This is a genomic window from Lederbergia citrisecunda (assembly GCF_018343695.1).
Lineage (GTDB): Bacteria > Bacillota > Bacilli > Bacillales > Bacillaceae_C > Lederbergia > Lederbergia citrisecunda.
In genome coordinates, this window is the sequence record NZ_JAGYPJ010000001.1 from 1,000,896 (window position 1) to 1,017,633 (window position 16,738).

The 16,738-nt window shown below is 36.3% G+C and carries 15 protein-coding genes; all 15 read left to right on the plus strand.

The window, feature by feature from the left end; genetic code table 11:
* The first annotated feature begins 93 nt into the window (after positions 1 to 93).
* The 15 genes from KHA93_RS05005 (at position 94) to KHA93_RS05075 (ending at position 16,665) form a co-directional block, all read left to right on the plus strand.
* Positions 94 to 849 carry a ClpP family protease gene (locus tag KHA93_RS05005; RefSeq protein ID WP_213109725.1) on the plus strand — a complete coding sequence of 252 codons (756 nt, stop codon included), beginning with the start codon at positions 94 to 96 and terminating at the stop codon, positions 847 to 849.
* Complete coding sequence (locus tag KHA93_RS05010) at positions 846 to 1,058, plus strand: YlzJ-like family protein (RefSeq protein ID WP_213109726.1); 213 nt, start codon at positions 846 to 848, stop codon at positions 1,056 to 1,058. Before KHA93_RS05005 ends, KHA93_RS05010 begins: the two co-directional genes overlap by 4 nt.
* A gap of 149 nt (positions 1,059 to 1,207) precedes the next feature.
* Complete coding sequence (locus KHA93_RS05015) at positions 1,208 to 2,554, plus strand: MATE family efflux transporter (RefSeq protein WP_213109727.1); 1,347 nt, start codon at positions 1,208 to 1,210, stop codon at positions 2,552 to 2,554.
* A gap of 117 nt (positions 2,555 to 2,671) precedes the next feature.
* Positions 2,672 to 4,978 (plus strand): FtsK/SpoIIIE family DNA translocase, encoded by a 2,307-nt coding sequence (locus tag KHA93_RS05020; protein WP_213109728.1) that lies wholly within the window; start codon positions 2,672 to 2,674, stop codon positions 4,976 to 4,978.
* Between the two features lie 166 nt (positions 4,979 to 5,144).
* Entirely contained in the window at positions 5,145 to 6,233 is a 1,089-nt protein-coding gene (locus KHA93_RS05025; RefSeq protein ID WP_213109729.1) for a BMP family lipoprotein, read from the plus strand.
* 124 nt (positions 6,234 to 6,357) lie between these two features.
* The gene (locus KHA93_RS05030) at positions 6,358 to 7,893 is read left to right on the plus strand and encodes an ABC transporter ATP-binding protein (protein ID WP_213109730.1); all 1,536 of its coding nucleotides are present in this window, start codon (positions 6,358 to 6,360) and stop codon (positions 7,891 to 7,893) included.
* Positions 7,886 to 8,926: an ABC transporter permease gene (locus KHA93_RS05035; protein WP_213109731.1), complete on the plus strand. Its 1,041-nt coding sequence runs from the start codon at positions 7,886 to 7,888 to the stop codon at positions 8,924 to 8,926. Before KHA93_RS05030 ends, KHA93_RS05035 begins: the two co-directional genes overlap by 8 nt.
* Positions 8,927 to 9,886, plus strand: coding sequence for an ABC transporter permease (locus KHA93_RS05040; RefSeq protein WP_213109732.1), 960 nt, complete (start codon positions 8,927 to 8,929; stop codon positions 9,884 to 9,886).
* 150 nt (positions 9,887 to 10,036) lie between these two features.
* Positions 10,037 to 11,317, plus strand: coding sequence for an EF-P 5-aminopentanol modification-associated protein YfmF (gene yfmF / locus KHA93_RS05045; RefSeq protein WP_213109733.1), 1,281 nt, complete (start codon positions 10,037 to 10,039; stop codon positions 11,315 to 11,317).
* Positions 11,314 to 12,603, plus strand: a complete 1,290-nt coding sequence (yfmH, locus tag KHA93_RS05050; protein ID WP_213109734.1) for an EF-P 5-aminopentanol modification-associated protein YfmH — start codon at positions 11,314 to 11,316, stop codon at positions 12,601 to 12,603. Before yfmF ends, yfmH begins: the two co-directional genes overlap by 4 nt.
* Positions 12,604 to 12,651: 48 nt before the next feature.
* On the plus strand, positions 12,652 to 13,374 hold the full coding sequence (gene ymfI, locus KHA93_RS05055) for an elongation factor P 5-aminopentanone reductase (RefSeq protein ID WP_213109735.1): 723 nt from the start codon (positions 12,652 to 12,654) through the stop codon (positions 13,372 to 13,374).
* A gap of 556 nt (positions 13,375 to 13,930) precedes the next feature.
* On the plus strand, positions 13,931 to 14,311 hold the full coding sequence (locus tag KHA93_RS05060) for a P-loop nucleotide/nucleoside kinase family protein (protein ID WP_213109736.1): 381 nt from the start codon (positions 13,931 to 13,933) through the stop codon (positions 14,309 to 14,311).
* Between the two features lie 206 nt (positions 14,312 to 14,517).
* Positions 14,518 to 14,775, plus strand: a complete 258-nt coding sequence (locus KHA93_RS05065; RefSeq protein WP_213109737.1) for a DUF3243 domain-containing protein — start codon at positions 14,518 to 14,520, stop codon at positions 14,773 to 14,775.
* 206 nt (positions 14,776 to 14,981) lie between these two features.
* Positions 14,982 to 15,770: a YmfK family protein gene (locus KHA93_RS05070; protein ID WP_213109738.1), complete on the plus strand. Its 789-nt coding sequence runs from the start codon at positions 14,982 to 14,984 to the stop codon at positions 15,768 to 15,770.
* Between the two features lie 19 nt (positions 15,771 to 15,789).
* On the plus strand, positions 15,790 to 16,665 hold the full coding sequence (locus KHA93_RS05075; protein ID WP_213109739.1) for a helix-turn-helix domain-containing protein: 876 nt from the start codon (positions 15,790 to 15,792) through the stop codon (positions 16,663 to 16,665).
* The last annotated feature ends 73 nt before the right edge of the window (positions 16,666 to 16,738 follow it).

A 16,738-nucleotide genomic window follows, 5' to 3' on the forward strand; every position in this document is an offset into this window, starting at 1 on the left:
AGCAGTCTCTGAAAAACGAGGCTGCTTTTTTATGGATTGAAATATGGCAGGCAGTTCATACTATGGATAATTCATATAAAGTAGGAGGCTATTATGCTTAATCAGAATACGTCTAAAACCGACACTGAAGATGATTCAAATGAAACGCCAGAAGGAAGAACAGAAGGCATTATAGAGAAGATTCAACAGCTTGGTCAAACGAGTGTACCGCAATTGTCACAAGACACTAATGTTCATTGCTTAACAATCATCGGGCAAATAGAAGGGCATATGCAATTACCTCCGCAAAATAAAACGACTAAATATGAACATATTATTCCACAACTTGTAGCGATTGAACAAAACCCAAAAATAGAAGGGCTGCTAGTTGTTCTTAATACAGTCGGTGGAGATGTGGAGGCTGGACTTGCTATTTCTGAAATGATTTCAACCTTATCCAAGCCAACCGTTTCGATCGTTTTAGGTGGTGGGCATTCAATCGGTGTTCCAATAGCTGTTTCTTGCTCATATTCTTTTATTGCGGAAACAGCAACGATGACAATACATCCTATAAGACTAACTGGGCTTGTAATCGGAGTACCACAATCATTTGAATATATGGATAAGATGCAAGAAAGAGTTGTAAAGTTTGTAACAAAAAACTCCGACATTTCTGAAGAAGTGTTTAAGGACTTAATGTTTGCTAAAGGAAATTTGACGAGAGATATTGGAACGAACGTAATTGGTTCTGATGCAGTTAAATATGGTTTGATTAATGAAGTGGGTGGTATTGGTCAAGCTTTAGGTAAATTAAATGAACTGATTGCACAAAGAGGGAAAGAAAGAAAGGGAGAGGGCTTCATACAATGATTTTACACACGATCGTTCCTCCAGAACTCATTTTTCAATATAGTGAAGATGCTTTTTCTAGCCAAACCCCCATAACAAGAAATGGAATTCCGATGATTGTTGAACAAAGTGGTCAGATGTATAAAGTAATTCGAATCATGAGCAGTAATCCCGACGATTATTTAAAAGCTGAATATTCACCAGGGACCTATATTCCATTACATGAATAATCCTCTTTTTATAAGCACCTTTCAGTCAAAACATTGAGAGGTGTTTTTCGTTTACATAAAAATATCGATTACATCTATTCTTTTCCATCAATATGTGATTAAATTATATAATCTGTATAAATAGATATAAAGAAATAGGGGATCACTTCATGAAAAACTGGAAAAAAATTATTCTGCTCGCCATCCCGTCCATCGCTTCATTTGCATCAATGACTGTAACCGGAATGATCAATCTAATAATGGTTGGTAATTTAGGTGCACTTGCTATCGCAATAGTTGGTGTTTCAAATGTTATCATGTACAATGCATGGGCGATGTTTTCTGGAATCGGTCACACTGTCAATTACTTAGTTGCCCAAAATTATGGCTCCAATACGATGAAAAAAGGATTGGATCGTACTTTTCTTGCGCTTATATTTGGATTTATTGCTGGAATCTTTACGATTTTAGTTGGTTTTTTCGGGGCAGAAGGAATTCTACGTTTAATGGGAAGCCCTGAAAACATGGTAGAAGAAGGAGCTCCATATTTACAAATCCGTTTTTATGCCATGTTGTTTTCCATTTTAACTTTTACATTATTTAGCTTTTTCCGAGGTATTGGCGATACAAAAACTCCTATGTATGCGTCATTATTAGGAAATGGGGTTATGATTTTTTTCACGTATTCATTAACTTATGGAAACTTAGGCTTTCCTGAGCTGGGTTTAAAGGGTGCGGGGATAGCATTATTTTTAGGTGAACTTTCAGCGTTCGCACTTATTACTTTTGCCTTTTTTAAAAATCTTAAAGAAAGGTTTTTCATTCGCTTTAAGCCTGTTTTTGATCTGTTGGAATCTAAGCTGATATTTTTTGAAAGTTTTAAATTAGGAACGCAAGAGTTTTCTAAAAGTATGGCAATGCTTGTATTTACAGCATTTGTCACTAGACTTGGAACGAACGCGCTTGCTGCTAATGAAATATCGTTAAGTGTTATGAGTTTAGGCTTTATGCCAGCAGCTGCATTTGGTTCAACTGCCACTATTCTAGTTGGTCAGGAAATTGGAAGGAAAAATCCGCATTTGGCAAAAAAACTTGGAATAGAAACAGCAAAACTAGGCGCAATGTTTATTCTTATTCTTGGAACGGCTGAATTCTTTTTTGCTGAGTCCATTTCACAAATATATACTGATGTTCCAGAGGTTTTTAAACTATCGGCAAATCTCATTATGATTTCTGCATTTCTTCAAATATTTGATGCATTGGCTAACTTTTTTGCAGGAGGTTTACGAGGAATTGGAGATACTACCTTCTTATTAAGAGCATCTTTGATTCACGCTTGGGGATTATTCGTACCTCTGTCATATATTTTGGTATTCGTATTTGATTTTGGAAGCTATGGTGCATGGATCGCCTTATATAGTTATTTAACTGTTTTTGGAACTACTATGATGATTCGTTACTTTATGAAAGATTTTACTCGTGTTGGATTAAAAAATGCTCTCAAAAAACCAGCTTAACGTCAAGAAACAGGCTGCGGATATATTACCGTAGCCTGTTTTATTTGTTTCTGCATAGGGGGAATACGCTAAATATGGTATAATGTACTAATAAAATAGCGCAGACAAGGTGATTAAATGGTTAAGAAAAAACGGAGAAGGCGCACTTCTAAAAAAATGAATAAAATCCTTAAATTTGAAATAACGGGAATCGCATTAGTAGCTTTATGCTTAATCATAATCGTTAATGGTGATAAGCTATCGTTATTAAATTCTCCTTTTTATTTTTTATTTGGTGAATGGCATATTGTTGGCCCATTATCCCTTTTATTAATGGCCGTCTACATGATCATTAAGAGAGAACTTCCACCTATTTTTGGACAAAGGTTAGTAGGAATTTATTTATTTATCGCATGTTTTTTACTCCTTTCTCATATTAAATTTTTTGATTTGAAAATGGAAAATGAAAAGATAAAAGGGTTTAGTATTATTGCGAACACGTACAACGACTTTTTTCAAATTATGAAGGGCAACACGTCAACAAAGGAATTAGGTGGAGGGATGATTGGCGCACTTTTAACAACCGTCACTTATTTTGTTTTCGGTTCGCTAGGGACGAAAATATTCAGCTTTTTCCTTATGCTAATATCCTTGATACTAATTACAGGAAAATCAATTGGAGAAGTGTTGGGAAGCGTATTTAAATGGATTGGAAATTTCATAAAAAATCAATGGCAACTATTTAAAACGGATTTAAAAGAATGGAAGGAAGAAAGAAAAGAAAAGAAAATTAAGAAAGAGTTTGAAGGTAGTAAAAAAGCTCAAGAACAAATACTTGAGCCACAAATTCCTGCTTCATATGAAGAGCATGAAAATATTAATGAACCAATTATTTCGAGTTTTACTGAAAGAGCATATCCCGATGAAGAAGATGCCAGTGATGATATAGTTGTGGAGGCAAATATAGAGGACGAAGTAGAGCTAGCCGCGCCGATTGTTTTTACTGAACATGAAAACAAGGATTATAAATTGCCGCCATTATCATTGTTGTCAAGACCTGGGCTGACGGATCAGAGCAGCGAGTATAAAATGATCCATGAAAATACTACAAAACTAAATAAAACATTCCAAAGCTTCGGAGTTAAAGCGAGAGTGACTCAAGTTCATCTTGGACCTGCTGTTACAAAATATGAAATTCATCCAGATGCCGGAGTCAAGGTTAGTAAAATTGTCAGTTTAAGCGATGATATTGCTTTGGCGCTAGCGGCAAAAGGTATACGAATTGAAGCTCCGATTCCCGGAAAATCCGCCATTGGAATAGAAGTACCTAATACTGAAGTAGCAGTCGTATCTCTTAGAGAAGTGCTGGAATCTAAAGAACATGATAATCCGGATGCAAAGCTACAAATTGGCCTTGGAAGAGATATAACAGGACAAGCAGTCGTAGCTGAAATGAATAAAATGCCGCATTTACTCGTTGCTGGAGCAACTGGTAGTGGAAAAAGTGTGTGCGTTAACGGAATCATTACAAGTATTTTAATGAGAGCTAAACCCCATGAAGTGAAAATGATGATGATTGATCCGAAGATGGTAGAATTAAATGTGTATAATGGAATACCTCATTTATTAGCCCCGGTTGTTACAGACCCAAAGAAAGCTTCACAAGCCTTGAAAAAAGTTGTAAGTGAGATGGAAAGAAGATATGAGCTTTTCTCGCACACGGGTACAAGAAATATTGAAGGCTATAACGAACATATGAGAAGGCATAATCTAGAATCAGAAGAAATTAGGCCATTACTTCCTTACATTGTCGTTATTGTGGACGAGTTAGCGGATTTAATGATGGTCGCTTCAAGTGATGTAGAGGATTCCATTACAAGGCTTGCTCAAATGGCTAGGGCAGCGGGAATTCATTTAATTATAGCGACACAAAGACCTTCAGTAGACGTTATTACAGGGGTCATAAAAGCGAATATCCCGTCCAGAATTGCATTTGCAGTTTCGTCTTCAACTGACTCTAGGACGATATTGGATTCGGGTGGGGCAGAAAAACTGCTTGGTAGAGGAGATATGTTATTTTTGCCAGTCGGAGCTTCAAAACCTGTAAGGGTCCAAGGAGCCTTTCTATCAGATGAAGAAGTCGAAAATGTAGTGGATTTTGTTATTGCACAACAAAAAGCTCATTATCAAGAAGAAATGATACCAGAAGATATTCCAGAAGTTTCATCGGTAGTAGAAGATGAACTTTATGAAGAGGCGGTTCAACTCATTGCAGAAATGCAAACAGCTTCCGTTTCAATGCTTCAGCGTAGATTTAGAATTGGTTATACGAGAGCTGCACGTTTGATTGATGAAATGGAAGCGAGAGGTGTAGTAGGACCTTATGAAGGCAGTAAGCCTCGATCAGTACTCGTATCAAAACCTGCAGAAGAACATACGTCGTAAACATTGGCTATCCCAAAAAATGGATAGCTTTTTTTTTATGAATAATAGACCTTCTTTATTTATTTATTCGATAAAAAATGTTATATTATGAGCGGTTGGCAGGCATGATATAGATACATAATATTGATTAGCTTTGCTAAATCCAAAATAATAGGAGGTTCTGTACGTGAAGAAACGGAACATAGGATTATTGCTCTCACTTATGTTACTAGTGGGCATGATATTAGGTGCGTGTGGTACTAGCAAGAACAACAACAAGAATGAAGGAGCCAATGGAGCACAGGAAAATAAAAATTTCACAGCTGCAATGGTAACAGATGAAGGTGGCGTAGACGATAAATCCTTTAACCAATCTGCTTGGGAAGGACTTGTAGAATTTGGTAAAGAGAATAATCTAGAAAAAGGGAAAAATGGTTATAACTATTATCAATCCAAAAATGAAGCCGATTTCTCAACAAATCTAAATGGTGCAGTTAGAGATAAATTTAATATCATTTATGGTGTAGGATTTAAATTAACGGATGCAATTGCAAAAATTGCCGATCAACGTAAAGACAACCATTTCGCAATCGTTGATTCAGTAGTTCCAGACAAGGATAACGTTGTTAGTATTACGTTTAAAGAACATGAAGGATCATATCTTGTTGGTATTGTTGCAGGAATGATGACAAAATCAAACAAAGTTGGTTTCGTTGGTGGAATTGAAAGTGATTTAATTAATAAGTTTGCTGCTGGGTTCGAAGCGGGTGTAAAAGAAGTGAATCCTAGTGCTACAGTAGATATTCAATTTGCCGGAACATTTACTGATTCATCAAAAGCCCAAGCCATTGCTGCAGCACAATATAGCTCAGGAGTAGATATTATTTATCATGCTGCTGGTGGAGCGGGTCTAGGTGTATTTACTGAAGCGAAAAATCTTAAACAAAAGGATCCAAACCGTGAGGTTTGGGTAATTGGTGTAGACCGAGATCAACATCCTGAAGGCGATGTGAAAATAGGAGATAAAACAGAGAACATCACTTTAACCTCTATGGTTAAGCGAGTAGATGTCGCTGTTAAAGATGTTTCTACTAGAGCAAAAGACGGGAATTTTCCAGGTGGACAAATTCTTGAATATGGCTTAGAAGAAAATGGAATTAAAATTTCTGACTCAAAAGAACATTTAACTGATGACGTATTAGCAAAAGTGACAGAATACGAAGGTAAAATTAAAAACGGCGATGTTAAAGTCCCGGATAAATTAAAAAAGAAATAAACTAACAATTGTCGGGCTTGGCTTTAATGGCCAGCCCGTATTTTTGTTACTAAAGAATTTTATTAAAAGAAATAGTGGTATTCTATCTAAAGGAGCATGACCTTTTGTTAGAAGGAGGATCAGTATGGATTATGTTATTGAAATGTTGAACATTCGCAAAGAGTTTCCAGGCATTGTAGCGAACGATAATATCACGTTACAAGTTAAAAAAGGTGAGATTCATGCGTTGCTTGGAGAAAATGGTGCGGGTAAATCAACATTAATGAATGTATTATTTGGATTATATCAACCTGAGCGTGGAGAAATAAAAGTAAATGGAAAAAAAGTGGAGATTACTAGCCCTATCATTGCCAATGATTTAGGAATTGGTATGGTTCATCAACATTTTATGCTAGTAGAGCCATTCACAGTTACTGAAAATATTATACTCGGCAAAGAGCCAAAAAAAGGTCTATCAATAGATATTAAAAGAGCAGAAAAACAAGTACAGGAAATCTCAGAAAAATATGGTTTATCCGTTAACCCAAGAGCAAAAATTGCAGATATCTCCGTCGGTATGCAGCAAAGAGTGGAGATTTTGAAAACGTTGTATAGAGGTGCAGATATCCTCATTTTCGATGAACCTACAGCGGTACTTACTCCACAGGAAATCAAAGAATTAAGCCAAATTATGAAAACTTTAATAAAAGAAGGCAAGTCGATTATTTTAATCACACATAAATTAAAAGAAATAATGGAAATTTGCGATAGAGTAACCGTTATTAGAAAAGGAAAAGGAATTGGCACGGTTGATGTAAAAGATACAAATACACATGAACTTGCTAATTTGATGGTTGGCCGTGAGGTTTTATTCACAACAGAAAAAACGAAAGCAAATCCAAAGGAAACAGTTCTTGAAATAAAAGATTTATTTGTAAAAGATAATCGAGGTGTTTCTGCGGTTAATGGGCTTAATTTGACTTTAAGGTCTGGAGAAATAATTGGAGTTGCAGGTGTAGATGGAAATGGTCAAGCGGAGCTTATTGAAGCTATAACTGGATTACGTAAAGGTGAAAGCGGATCGATTAAATTAAATGAGAAGGAAATCATGAACCTCAAGCCAAGAAAAATTACTGAATCTGGCTTAGGGCATATACCTCAGGATCGACATAAGCATGGCCTTGTCCTTGATTATTCCATCGGTGAAAACATGGTATTACAAACCTATTATCAGAAACCTTTTTCAAAATTTGGAGTTTTAGACTTTAAAGAAATATTTAAGAAAGCGAATTCTCTTATTTCTGAATATGATGTTCGAACACCAAGCGCTTTTACTCATGCACGTGCACTTTCAGGTGGAAATCAACAAAAAGCCATTATTGGACGAGAAGTAGACCGTGATCCCGATCTTTTAATTGCTGCGCAACCGACAAGAGGTCTTGATGTAGGGGCAATCGAATTCATTCATAAGCGTCTTATTGAACAGCGTGATAACGGCAAGGCCGTTTTACTCGTTTCATTTGAACTTGATGAAATTCTGAATGTCAGTGATCAAATCGCTGTTATTTTTGAAGGGAAAATTATTAAAATAGTCAATGCAGACGAAACGAATGAACAAGAACTTGGGTTATTAATGGCTGGTATGAGGCGAGAAGCAGTAGGGGGGGATACTTATGTCTAATCGTTTAACAAATATATTAGTTCCAGTCATTGCAGTTATTTTTGGACTTATTACAGGGGCTATCATCATGCTAGTAAGTGGCTACAATCCCATTGCAGGGTATGCCGCGTTATGGAATGGAATATTTGGTGAATCATATTTAATCGGTGAAACATTAAGACAAATGACTCCATACGTTTTTGCTGGACTTGCGGTTGCTTTTGCTTTTAGGACAGGCCTATTTAATATTGGGGTTGAAGGTCAATTATTAATCGGATGGGTAGCCTCTATTTGGGTAGGGTTGTCTTTCGATCTTCCGAAAATCATTCATTTGCCTTTAGCTATAATTGTAGCAGCACTAGCAGGTGCTCTATGGGGATTTATTCCAGGATTATTAAAAGCTAGGCTCAGGGTACATGAAGTTATTGTGACGATTATGATGAACTATATTGCTTTATATGTAACAAATTATTTGATTCGCTATGTGTTATCAGATCAAAAAGATTCAACAGCGATTATCCCCGATTCGGCTTCACTTCGTTCGCCTTTTTTTGAAAGTATAACAGATTATTCAACATTGCATAATGGTATTTATCTTGCAATTATTGCAGCAATTGTTATGTGGTTTTTATTGGAAAAAACGAAGGCTGGATTTGAATTACGTGCGGTTGGTTTTAATCACCATGCGGCAGAGTATGCTGGTATGAGTGTTAATCGTAATATTATTTCATCAATGGTTATATCAGGTGCATTCGCAGGTCTTGCAGGAGCAATGGAAGGATTAGGTACTTTTGGAAATGCTTTTATTCATACGGGCTTTTCTGGTGTAGGTTTTGATGGAATTGCTGTTGCATTATTAGGTGGTAATTCTGGAATTGGAGTTGTACTGGCAGCATTTTTATTTGGAGGTTTGAAAGTAGGAGCACTCCAAATGCCAAATGCGAATGTTCCGGAAGAACTAGTAGAAATCGTAATTGCTTTTATCATTTTCTTTGTAGCATCAAGTTATATGATTAAATGGCTGATTGCTCGTTTTAGAAGGAGTGTGAAATAAGTGGAAGTTACTACACTATTATCTCTTATCATCTCCTCATCAATTTTGGCGGCTGCACCACTCATACTCACTGCACTCGGTGGAGTTTTTTCAGAACGTACAGGTGTAGTAAATATTGGCTTGGAAGGTTTAATGGTAGTAGGGGCATTTAGCGGAATTCTTTTTAATTATTACACAGCTGATATATTCGGTGCAGCAACTCCTTGGATCTCCATTCTTGTTGCCATGATTGTTGGAGGAATTTTTTCGTTATTGCATGCATTGGCATCGATTACGTTCAGGGCAGACCAAGTTGTAAGTGGAGTTGCCATTAACTTTTTGGCACTGGGGTTAACGATTTTCCTCGTAAAAAAGATATTTGGAAAAGGACAAACCGAAATGATTGTAGAAAACATAAGGAAGGTAGATATTCCTTTTTTAAGTGATATACCAATCATTGGAAAGTTATTTTTTACAAATGTTTCTTACGTAGCCTATGCCACAATTCTACTTTCGTTTGTAGTGTGGTACATCATTTATAAAACACCATTTGGCCTGAGAATTCGGACTGTTGGAGAACATCCAATGGCGGCGGATACGATGGGGATAAGTGTAGCCCGACTAAGATATATTGGAGTATTTTTATCCGGTGTCTTAGGAGGTGCTGGTGGCGCTGTATATGCACAATCATTTACAGGTAATTTTAGTCACACAACGATTACCGGGCAGGGATTTATGGCTTTAGCAGCGATGATTTTCGGTAAATGGCATCCGCTGGGCGCAATGGGGGGAGCACTATTTTTCGGATTTGCTCAAAGCTTAAGTATAGTTGGATCGAGGATACCGATTCTTCAAAATGTTCCTTCCGTATTTTTATTTATCGCTCCATATGTATTAACTATTTTAGCGCTGGCAGGATTTATCGGTAGGGCAGATGCACCAAAAGCATCGGGAACACCTTATATTAAAGGAAAACGTTAATTCATTTTTGAATAAACATTGTAAAGAAGTCATAAACTATAAAGAAGTTTTGAATAGTACCATAAAAATATTATGTAAAGTGGGGGCGTAATTTATTTCGTCCCACTTTTTATCGGAATGTGAAATATTGCGAGTATTGGAGGATCCTACATGGAACTTGTAAAGGAATATTTAGTTGAAAAGTCTGGTTACACTCTTCATCTCATTCCAACTGAAAAATACAAAACAAATACAATAGTTTGGAAAATGAAAGCACCTCTTGATAAAGAAACAGCTACATATCGTGCACTACTTCCAAATGTCCTTCAAAGCAATTCAAAAAAATACACCACTACAAGTGCATTACGTTCTTACTTGGATGAATTGTATGGAGCTTCATTTTTTACAGATGTAAGCAAAAAAGGCGAGTTCCATATTATTTCTTTTACATTAGAGGTCGCTAATGAAAAATTTTTACAAGATAAGACTCCTCTTTTGCAAAAAGCGATTGAATTTTTAAGCGAAGTTTTGCAAAATCCTAATGTCACAGATCGCGCATTTGATGAAGCGACTATGAGGAAAGAAAAACATAGTTTAAAAAGGAGAATTCAATCCGTATACGATGATAAAATGAGATATGCAAGTGTTCGTCTAGTTGAAGAAATGTGTAAAGATGAAGCATATGCCATTCATGCTTCCGGCGATGAAGATAAAGTAGATAAGATAACAGGAGCTTCTTTATTTGATTATTATGAACGCGCATTCATGGAAGACAAAATGGATTTATATATAATCGGAGACATTGATAGTAACGAAGTAGAAAACTTCTGCTCATTATTTCAATTTCAGGATAGAACGACAAATCAACAACAACATGTAGAAGAAAAAAGTGTAACAAAAGTAAAAGAAGTGAAAGAAACCCAAGATATAAATCAAGGTAAACTAAATATTGGCTGCCGCACAAATATAAAATATGGGGATTCGGATTATTTTACATTGCAAATGTTCAATGGAATATTCGGCGGATTTCCACATTCCAAGCTTTTTATAAATGTTCGTGAAAAAGAAAGTCTTGCTTATTATGCTGCCAGCAGGGTTGAGAGTCATAAAGGGTTATTAATGATCATGTCAGGCATAGACTCCAAGAACTATGACAAGGCAGTTTCCATTATTAAAGAACAAATGGACTTAATGAAAGATGGCAGTTTTACTGATGAAGAAATTTCTCAAACAAAAGCTGTTATTCAAAATCAATTTTTGGAAACGATTGACTCAGCAAGAGGTGTTATTGAGGTATTTTATCATAATACTGTTGCAGGGACGAATGTGGCTATTAACGATTGGATTGAAAAAACGAATTCGACAACAAGAGATGAAATCGTAGCAGTAGCTCAAAAAGTGGAACTCGACACAATCTATTTTCTTTCCGGAATGGAAGGTGAGCAAGGATGAAAACGATTGAATTTGATCAAATAAATGAAACGCTTTTTTATGAAAAACTAGATAATGGGCTACAAGTATATGTCCTCCCAAAACTAGGGTTTAATAAAACATTTGCTACTTTTACGACTAACTATGGTTCCATTGATCACCAGTTTAAACCGTTAGGGAAGGATGAGTATATTCGTGTTCCTGATGGAATAGCTCATTTTTTGGAACACAAGATGTTTGAAAAAGAAGAGGGAGATGTGTTCCAAAAATTTAGTAAACAAGGTGCGTCAGCAAATGCTTTTACTTCATTTTCTAGGACTGCGTATTTATTTTCTAGTACAAGTGATGTGGAGAAGAACCTCATTACGTTAATGGATATGGTTCAAGAACCTTATTTTACTGAAAAGTCCGTAGAAAAAGAAAAAGGCATTATTGGTCAAGAAATTAGAATGTATGACGATAATCCGGACTGGAGACTGTTTTTTGGTACAATCGAAAATATGTACCATCATCATCCTGTAAAGATTGATATAGCCGGGACGGTTGAATCGATTTCTCATATTACAGCCGACCTTCTTTATGAGTGCTACCATACATTTTATCATCCGAGCAATATGCTACTGTTTATAGTGGGGCCAGTAAACCCGGAAGAAATGATGAATTTAGTTCGATCAAATCAATCGAAGAAACAATATAGTAATGCTCCTGAAATACAACGTTTTTTTGAGGAAGAACCGGAAACGGTAAATAATAAAAAGCAAGAATTGAAAATGAATGTCCAAACACCAAAATGTTTTGTAGGAATAAAATCGCAAAAAGTACATCAACAAGGTAGAGAAATGCTAAAGTATGAGCTTGCCCTTAATATTGTATTTGAAATATTATTTGGAAAGAGTTCTAATAACTATGAAGAGCTCATTACAAGCGGATTAATAGATGATACTTTTCAATATGACATCACACTTGAGCAAGGATATGGGTTTGCTCATGTTGGAAGTGATACGAAGGATCCAGATGCACTTTCTAACCATTTGCAAACCATACTATTAGAAGCAAAAAATGGTCAGCATTTATCTGATGAAGCATTACAACGGGCAAAGAAAAAACGAATTGGAGGATTTTTACGGTCCATGAATTCTCCAGAGTTTATTGCTAATCAATTTACTAGATATACATTTAACGGTATGAATCTGTTTGATACTGTATCCGTTTTAGAAGAATTAAACTTTGAGTATGTTAAGGAAGCAGCAAAACAGTTTATTGAAGAAAATCGAATGACTATTTGCCAAGTCGTTCCGAAAAAATAAAGAGGATGGCCCGGAAACTAACCGGGCTGTTTTTATGAGGAGAAATAGATGGAAAAGTATGCGTTAATCACTGGAGCGAGCGGGGGGATAGGTGCGGCTACTGCGTTTATGCTCGCTCGTGAAGGTTGGAATTTGTATTTACATTATCATCGGAATGAAACAAATATATTGGATTTAATGGAAAAACTAAAACCATTTGATATTGAGTTATTTCCAATTTGTGCCGATCTTTCAACGGAAGAGGGTGTACATCATGTTTGTAACTCGATATTTCATCTTAACGCCATTGTTTACTCAAGTGGCATGGCACCATATGGATTATTTACCGATTTAAGTGAGCAAACGATTGATGACATGTTGCAGCTCCATGTTAAAAGTCCGTTGATCATGATTCAAAAGCTCCTTCCTCAATTAATGAAAAATCCAGATAGCAGCATTGTTCTTATTAGTTCCATTTGGGGTCAGACAGGTGCTGCATGTGAAGTCATTTATTCGACTGTTAAAGGAGCCCAGATTGCTTTTATGAAGGCGATAAGTAAAGAAATTGCAAGATCTGGAACAAGAGTAAATTGTGTCGCTCCGGGAGCGGTAAAAACAAATATGTTAAACGGCTTTTCCCAAGAAGACCTAGACGTGCTTGAATCAGAAATACCTGTAGGAAGATTAGCAGAGCCTGAAGAAATTGCAGATGTTATTTCCTTTTTATTATCGAAGAAATCATCTTATATTACGGGACAAGTTATAGGAATAAACGGTGGATGGTATACTTGACATCCTCCTCCACCTAAGATCTATTGATTTCTTTGAGGGTGGAGATTCCAGCAACATGTATTAAAACGTGCTTCCTGGTGGTTACCTTTGCCTCTACTCAGTCCAATTTTCCTTTTTGAGACAACAGGTAGATCGTCATCGTGTAGGTGTATAGCGCAGGTAGGCACATTAGCGAATATTGGAATATTTGAAAAGGGCTGTATTCATTCCTTATATGGAAGGTCTTGTAGCAACCACGAAATTAGCACTCACATTTGCATCATGTTGATAGCCACAAGAGCATTTATATATCGAACTTCGTCTGTTTGACTTTCGATCATGTCTACATATTGAACTTTCTTGGCTCATGCTTGTTTTCTATCCAAGAAATTAACGTATAGCTTCGAAGGATAAGTTTACCGTTAAGCGAATGGGCAGGAAAGCTGAAGACCAATAAATATCGAACGATTACACATACTGGAATATGGAGGTGCAACCTATGGCGACACTTCATCTAACAGTAGGTCTCCCTTGTAGCGGAAAGACGACCCTTGCTAGGCAGCTTGAATAGAAATACTTGGCGCTCCGCCTTACACCTGATGAATGGCATACGCGGCTGTATGGTCAGGATATTGATGAAATGGACCATGAAAAAAGACATGATTTGGTGGAATCAATGCTTTGGGAGGTTGCTGCTCGCGTTTTAGTGCTTGGAGTTGATGTTATTTTAGATTTCGGATGCTGGATGCGTAGCCAACGAGACGATATGCGTATGCGAGCTAAGCAGTTAGGTGTTGACTTTAAAATGCATTTTTTAGATGCGTCTGAAGAGATTCTATTTGCACGACTTTCTGAGAGAAATGCTCAATCTCCTGAAGGAGCATTTCGAATAACAGAAAGTAAGTTGAAGGAATATATGCTGTTTTTTGAGCCGCAATTTCCGGAACTTTATGTATAGAAATAATCATAACTGAACAAGTTGCTGAAAGTTAAACGTCGCCTTTGAAAAAAGCTGAAAATAGCGATACATTTTCCCGCCTTCATACAGTTGAGGAAAGAAGATTCAATCTAATTATTGAAAAATTGCGGAAAAAAATTCTGCATAATGTCAGTTTCTCGTGAGCATAATAACGTCGAACGTTAAATTCCAAAGGAGGAAATGGCATGTCAGTACTTGAAAATTGGGATCAATGGAAAAATTTCCTTGGTGATCGATTAGACAATGCTCAAGAACAAGGAATGTCTGAGAAAGTGATCAATCAACTGGCACACCAAGTAGGCGATTATCTTGCAAAGCAAGTTGATCCTAAAAACGAGCAGGAAAGAGTACTTGCTGATCTATGGTCTGTAGCATCTGATGAAGAACAAAAGGCGATAGCAAGCATTATGGTGAAACTTGTCGAAAATAATAGTACACATTAATAATATTTTAGGACTGTCTATTTAAGCGGCTTCAATCCAACATGAAAATATAGGATTTGCCCTTATTTATGGGCAGTCTTTTTTTATGTCTAATTTTGACGAATTTCTTATATGTTTTTCTTCCATGTTTATTTAATTTCAGCTATGATATAATCGAGACAACTATGAATAATAAAGATTGTCGCCATCTTCAAGGGGATGTTTGTATGGACAGAAAAGAATGGTATTTAGAATACGAAATTATGATAGATCGTCCAGGATTGCTTGGAGATGTTTCATCGTTACTAGGGATGCTTTCCATCAATATTGTCAGTATTAACGGGATTGATAGTGGAAGGCGTGGGCTGCTCATTCGTGCTAGCAGTAAGAATCAAATTCTGCGCCTAGAATCGATTTTAGAAACCGTTGAAACAATTAAGGTTACAAAAATTCGTGAACCCAAGCTCAGAGATCGCCTTGCTGTAAGGCACGGTAGATACATTCAGAGAGATATGGATGATAAAAAAACATTTAGGTTCGTTCGTGATGAGCTGGGATTGTTAGTTGATTTTATGGCCGAGTTATTTAAGCAAGAAGGTCATAAGCTTATCGGAATTAGGGGAATGCCGAGAGTTGGAAAGACTGAATCAGTTGTTGCTTCCAGTGTTTGTGCCAATAAAAAATGGCTTTTTGTATCTTCAACTCTATTAAAGCAAACAATACGTAAAGAATTAATAAAAGACGAATATAGTGCTGATAATATATTCATTCTAGATGGGATCGTTTCTAGAAGAAGAGCCGACGAACGTCATTGGCAATTAGTCCGTGAAATTATGAAACTTCCCGCTGTAAAAGTAATTGAACATCCAGATATCTTTGTTCAGCATTCCGAATTTTCGATGGAAGATTTCGACTATATCATTGAACTAAGAAATAATGAAGATGAAGAAATTACATACGAAATTGTACAAGAACACAATTTGTTTACTGAACCAGACTTTGGTTTTGACTTTTAGGATTGGTAGGTGCCTTATAATGACTGAATTAGGAAGTCGTCTTCGCATGGCTCGTGAAGAAAAAAGTATGTCATTAGATGAGCTGCAAGATATAACAAGGATTCAAAAAAGATATTTAATTGCAATTGAAGAGGGAAAATACGATATAATGCCTGGAAAATTTTATGCAAGGGCATTTATTAAACAATATGCAGAGGCGGTTGGATTAGAGCCCGACACCTTATTCGAAGAATATAAAAATGAAGTTCCGCTTGCTTATGATAATAATTTACCTGAACAGATTTCCCGTACTCAGTCTAGAAGATCAGTATCTCAAAGTAGCTCTAAAGCTCTCGAGATATTCCCGAAAATTATTACAGCTATTTTTGTTCTTGCAATATTAGTTTTAATTTGGTTTTTGGTTGTAAAATATCTAGATCCGGGAGAGAAATCATCCGTTAATAGCAATAAAAATGGACCTGTGGATATAAAGGAATCGGGGGAAGTAACAACACCAACAGATGAAAAGAACGGAGAAACAACAAATACTGATGGGGAAGAAGAAGAAGAACCAATTCCAGAGGAAACAGTACAGCAGGAAATTACCATGGAAAGTGTTTCTGGAAATACGACTACGTATAGCTTATTAAATGCAGATAAATTTGAAGTGGAAGTGAAGGCAGCAAATCCAGGAAGAAGTTGGGTGAGAATCTCTAATGACAAAAATGAAGTTCTTTTCGAAGGTGAATTAAAGAATGGAGAAAGTCAGAAATTTGATCTTACGAACGATACTAACGCTTTTGTTAGAACTGGAGATGCGAGTAAGACTGAGATATTTGTCAATGATGAACTGTTGGAATATGAACTTTCTACGACTGTTCAAAACATCAATATTCAATTCCAAAAGAAGGAATAGAATAATTTTTTACCGCCTTAATGGCGGTTATTTTTTCACTAGGTTTAGTAAAACTCATTGTAATTCTTTCTGT

What these genes read in the sequence shown, in the direction of transcription:
- yfmH (WP_213109734.1), top strand. Translation starts at nt 11,314, where the DNA reads ATGAAAACGATTGAATTTGATCAAATAAATGAAACGCTTTTTTATGAA.
- KHA93_RS05035 (WP_213109731.1), top strand. Translation starts at nt 7,886, where the DNA reads ATGTCTAATCGTTTAACAAATATATTAGTTCCAGTCATTGCAGTTATT.
- KHA93_RS05070 (WP_213109738.1), top strand. Translation starts at nt 14,982, where the DNA reads ATGGACAGAAAAGAATGGTATTTAGAATACGAAATTATGATAGATCGT.
- KHA93_RS05015 (WP_213109727.1), top strand. Translation starts at nt 1,208, where the DNA reads ATGAAAAACTGGAAAAAAATTATTCTGCTCGCCATCCCGTCCATCGCT.
- KHA93_RS05005 (WP_213109725.1), top strand. Translation starts at nt 94, where the DNA reads ATGCTTAATCAGAATACGTCTAAAACCGACACTGAAGATGATTCAAAT.
- KHA93_RS05075 (WP_213109739.1), top strand. Translation starts at nt 15,790, where the DNA reads ATGACTGAATTAGGAAGTCGTCTTCGCATGGCTCGTGAAGAAAAAAGT.
- yfmF (WP_213109733.1), top strand. Translation starts at nt 10,037, where the DNA reads ATGGAACTTGTAAAGGAATATTTAGTTGAAAAGTCTGGTTACACTCTT.
- KHA93_RS05030 (WP_213109730.1), top strand. Translation starts at nt 6,358, where the DNA reads ATGGATTATGTTATTGAAATGTTGAACATTCGCAAAGAGTTTCCAGGC.
- KHA93_RS05010 (WP_213109726.1), top strand. Translation starts at nt 846, where the DNA reads ATGATTTTACACACGATCGTTCCTCCAGAACTCATTTTTCAATATAGT.
- ymfI (WP_213109735.1), top strand. Translation starts at nt 12,652, where the DNA reads ATGGAAAAGTATGCGTTAATCACTGGAGCGAGCGGGGGGATAGGTGCG.
- KHA93_RS05020 (WP_213109728.1), top strand. Translation starts at nt 2,672, where the DNA reads ATGGTTAAGAAAAAACGGAGAAGGCGCACTTCTAAAAAAATGAATAAA.
- KHA93_RS05065 (WP_213109737.1), top strand. Translation starts at nt 14,518, where the DNA reads ATGTCAGTACTTGAAAATTGGGATCAATGGAAAAATTTCCTTGGTGAT.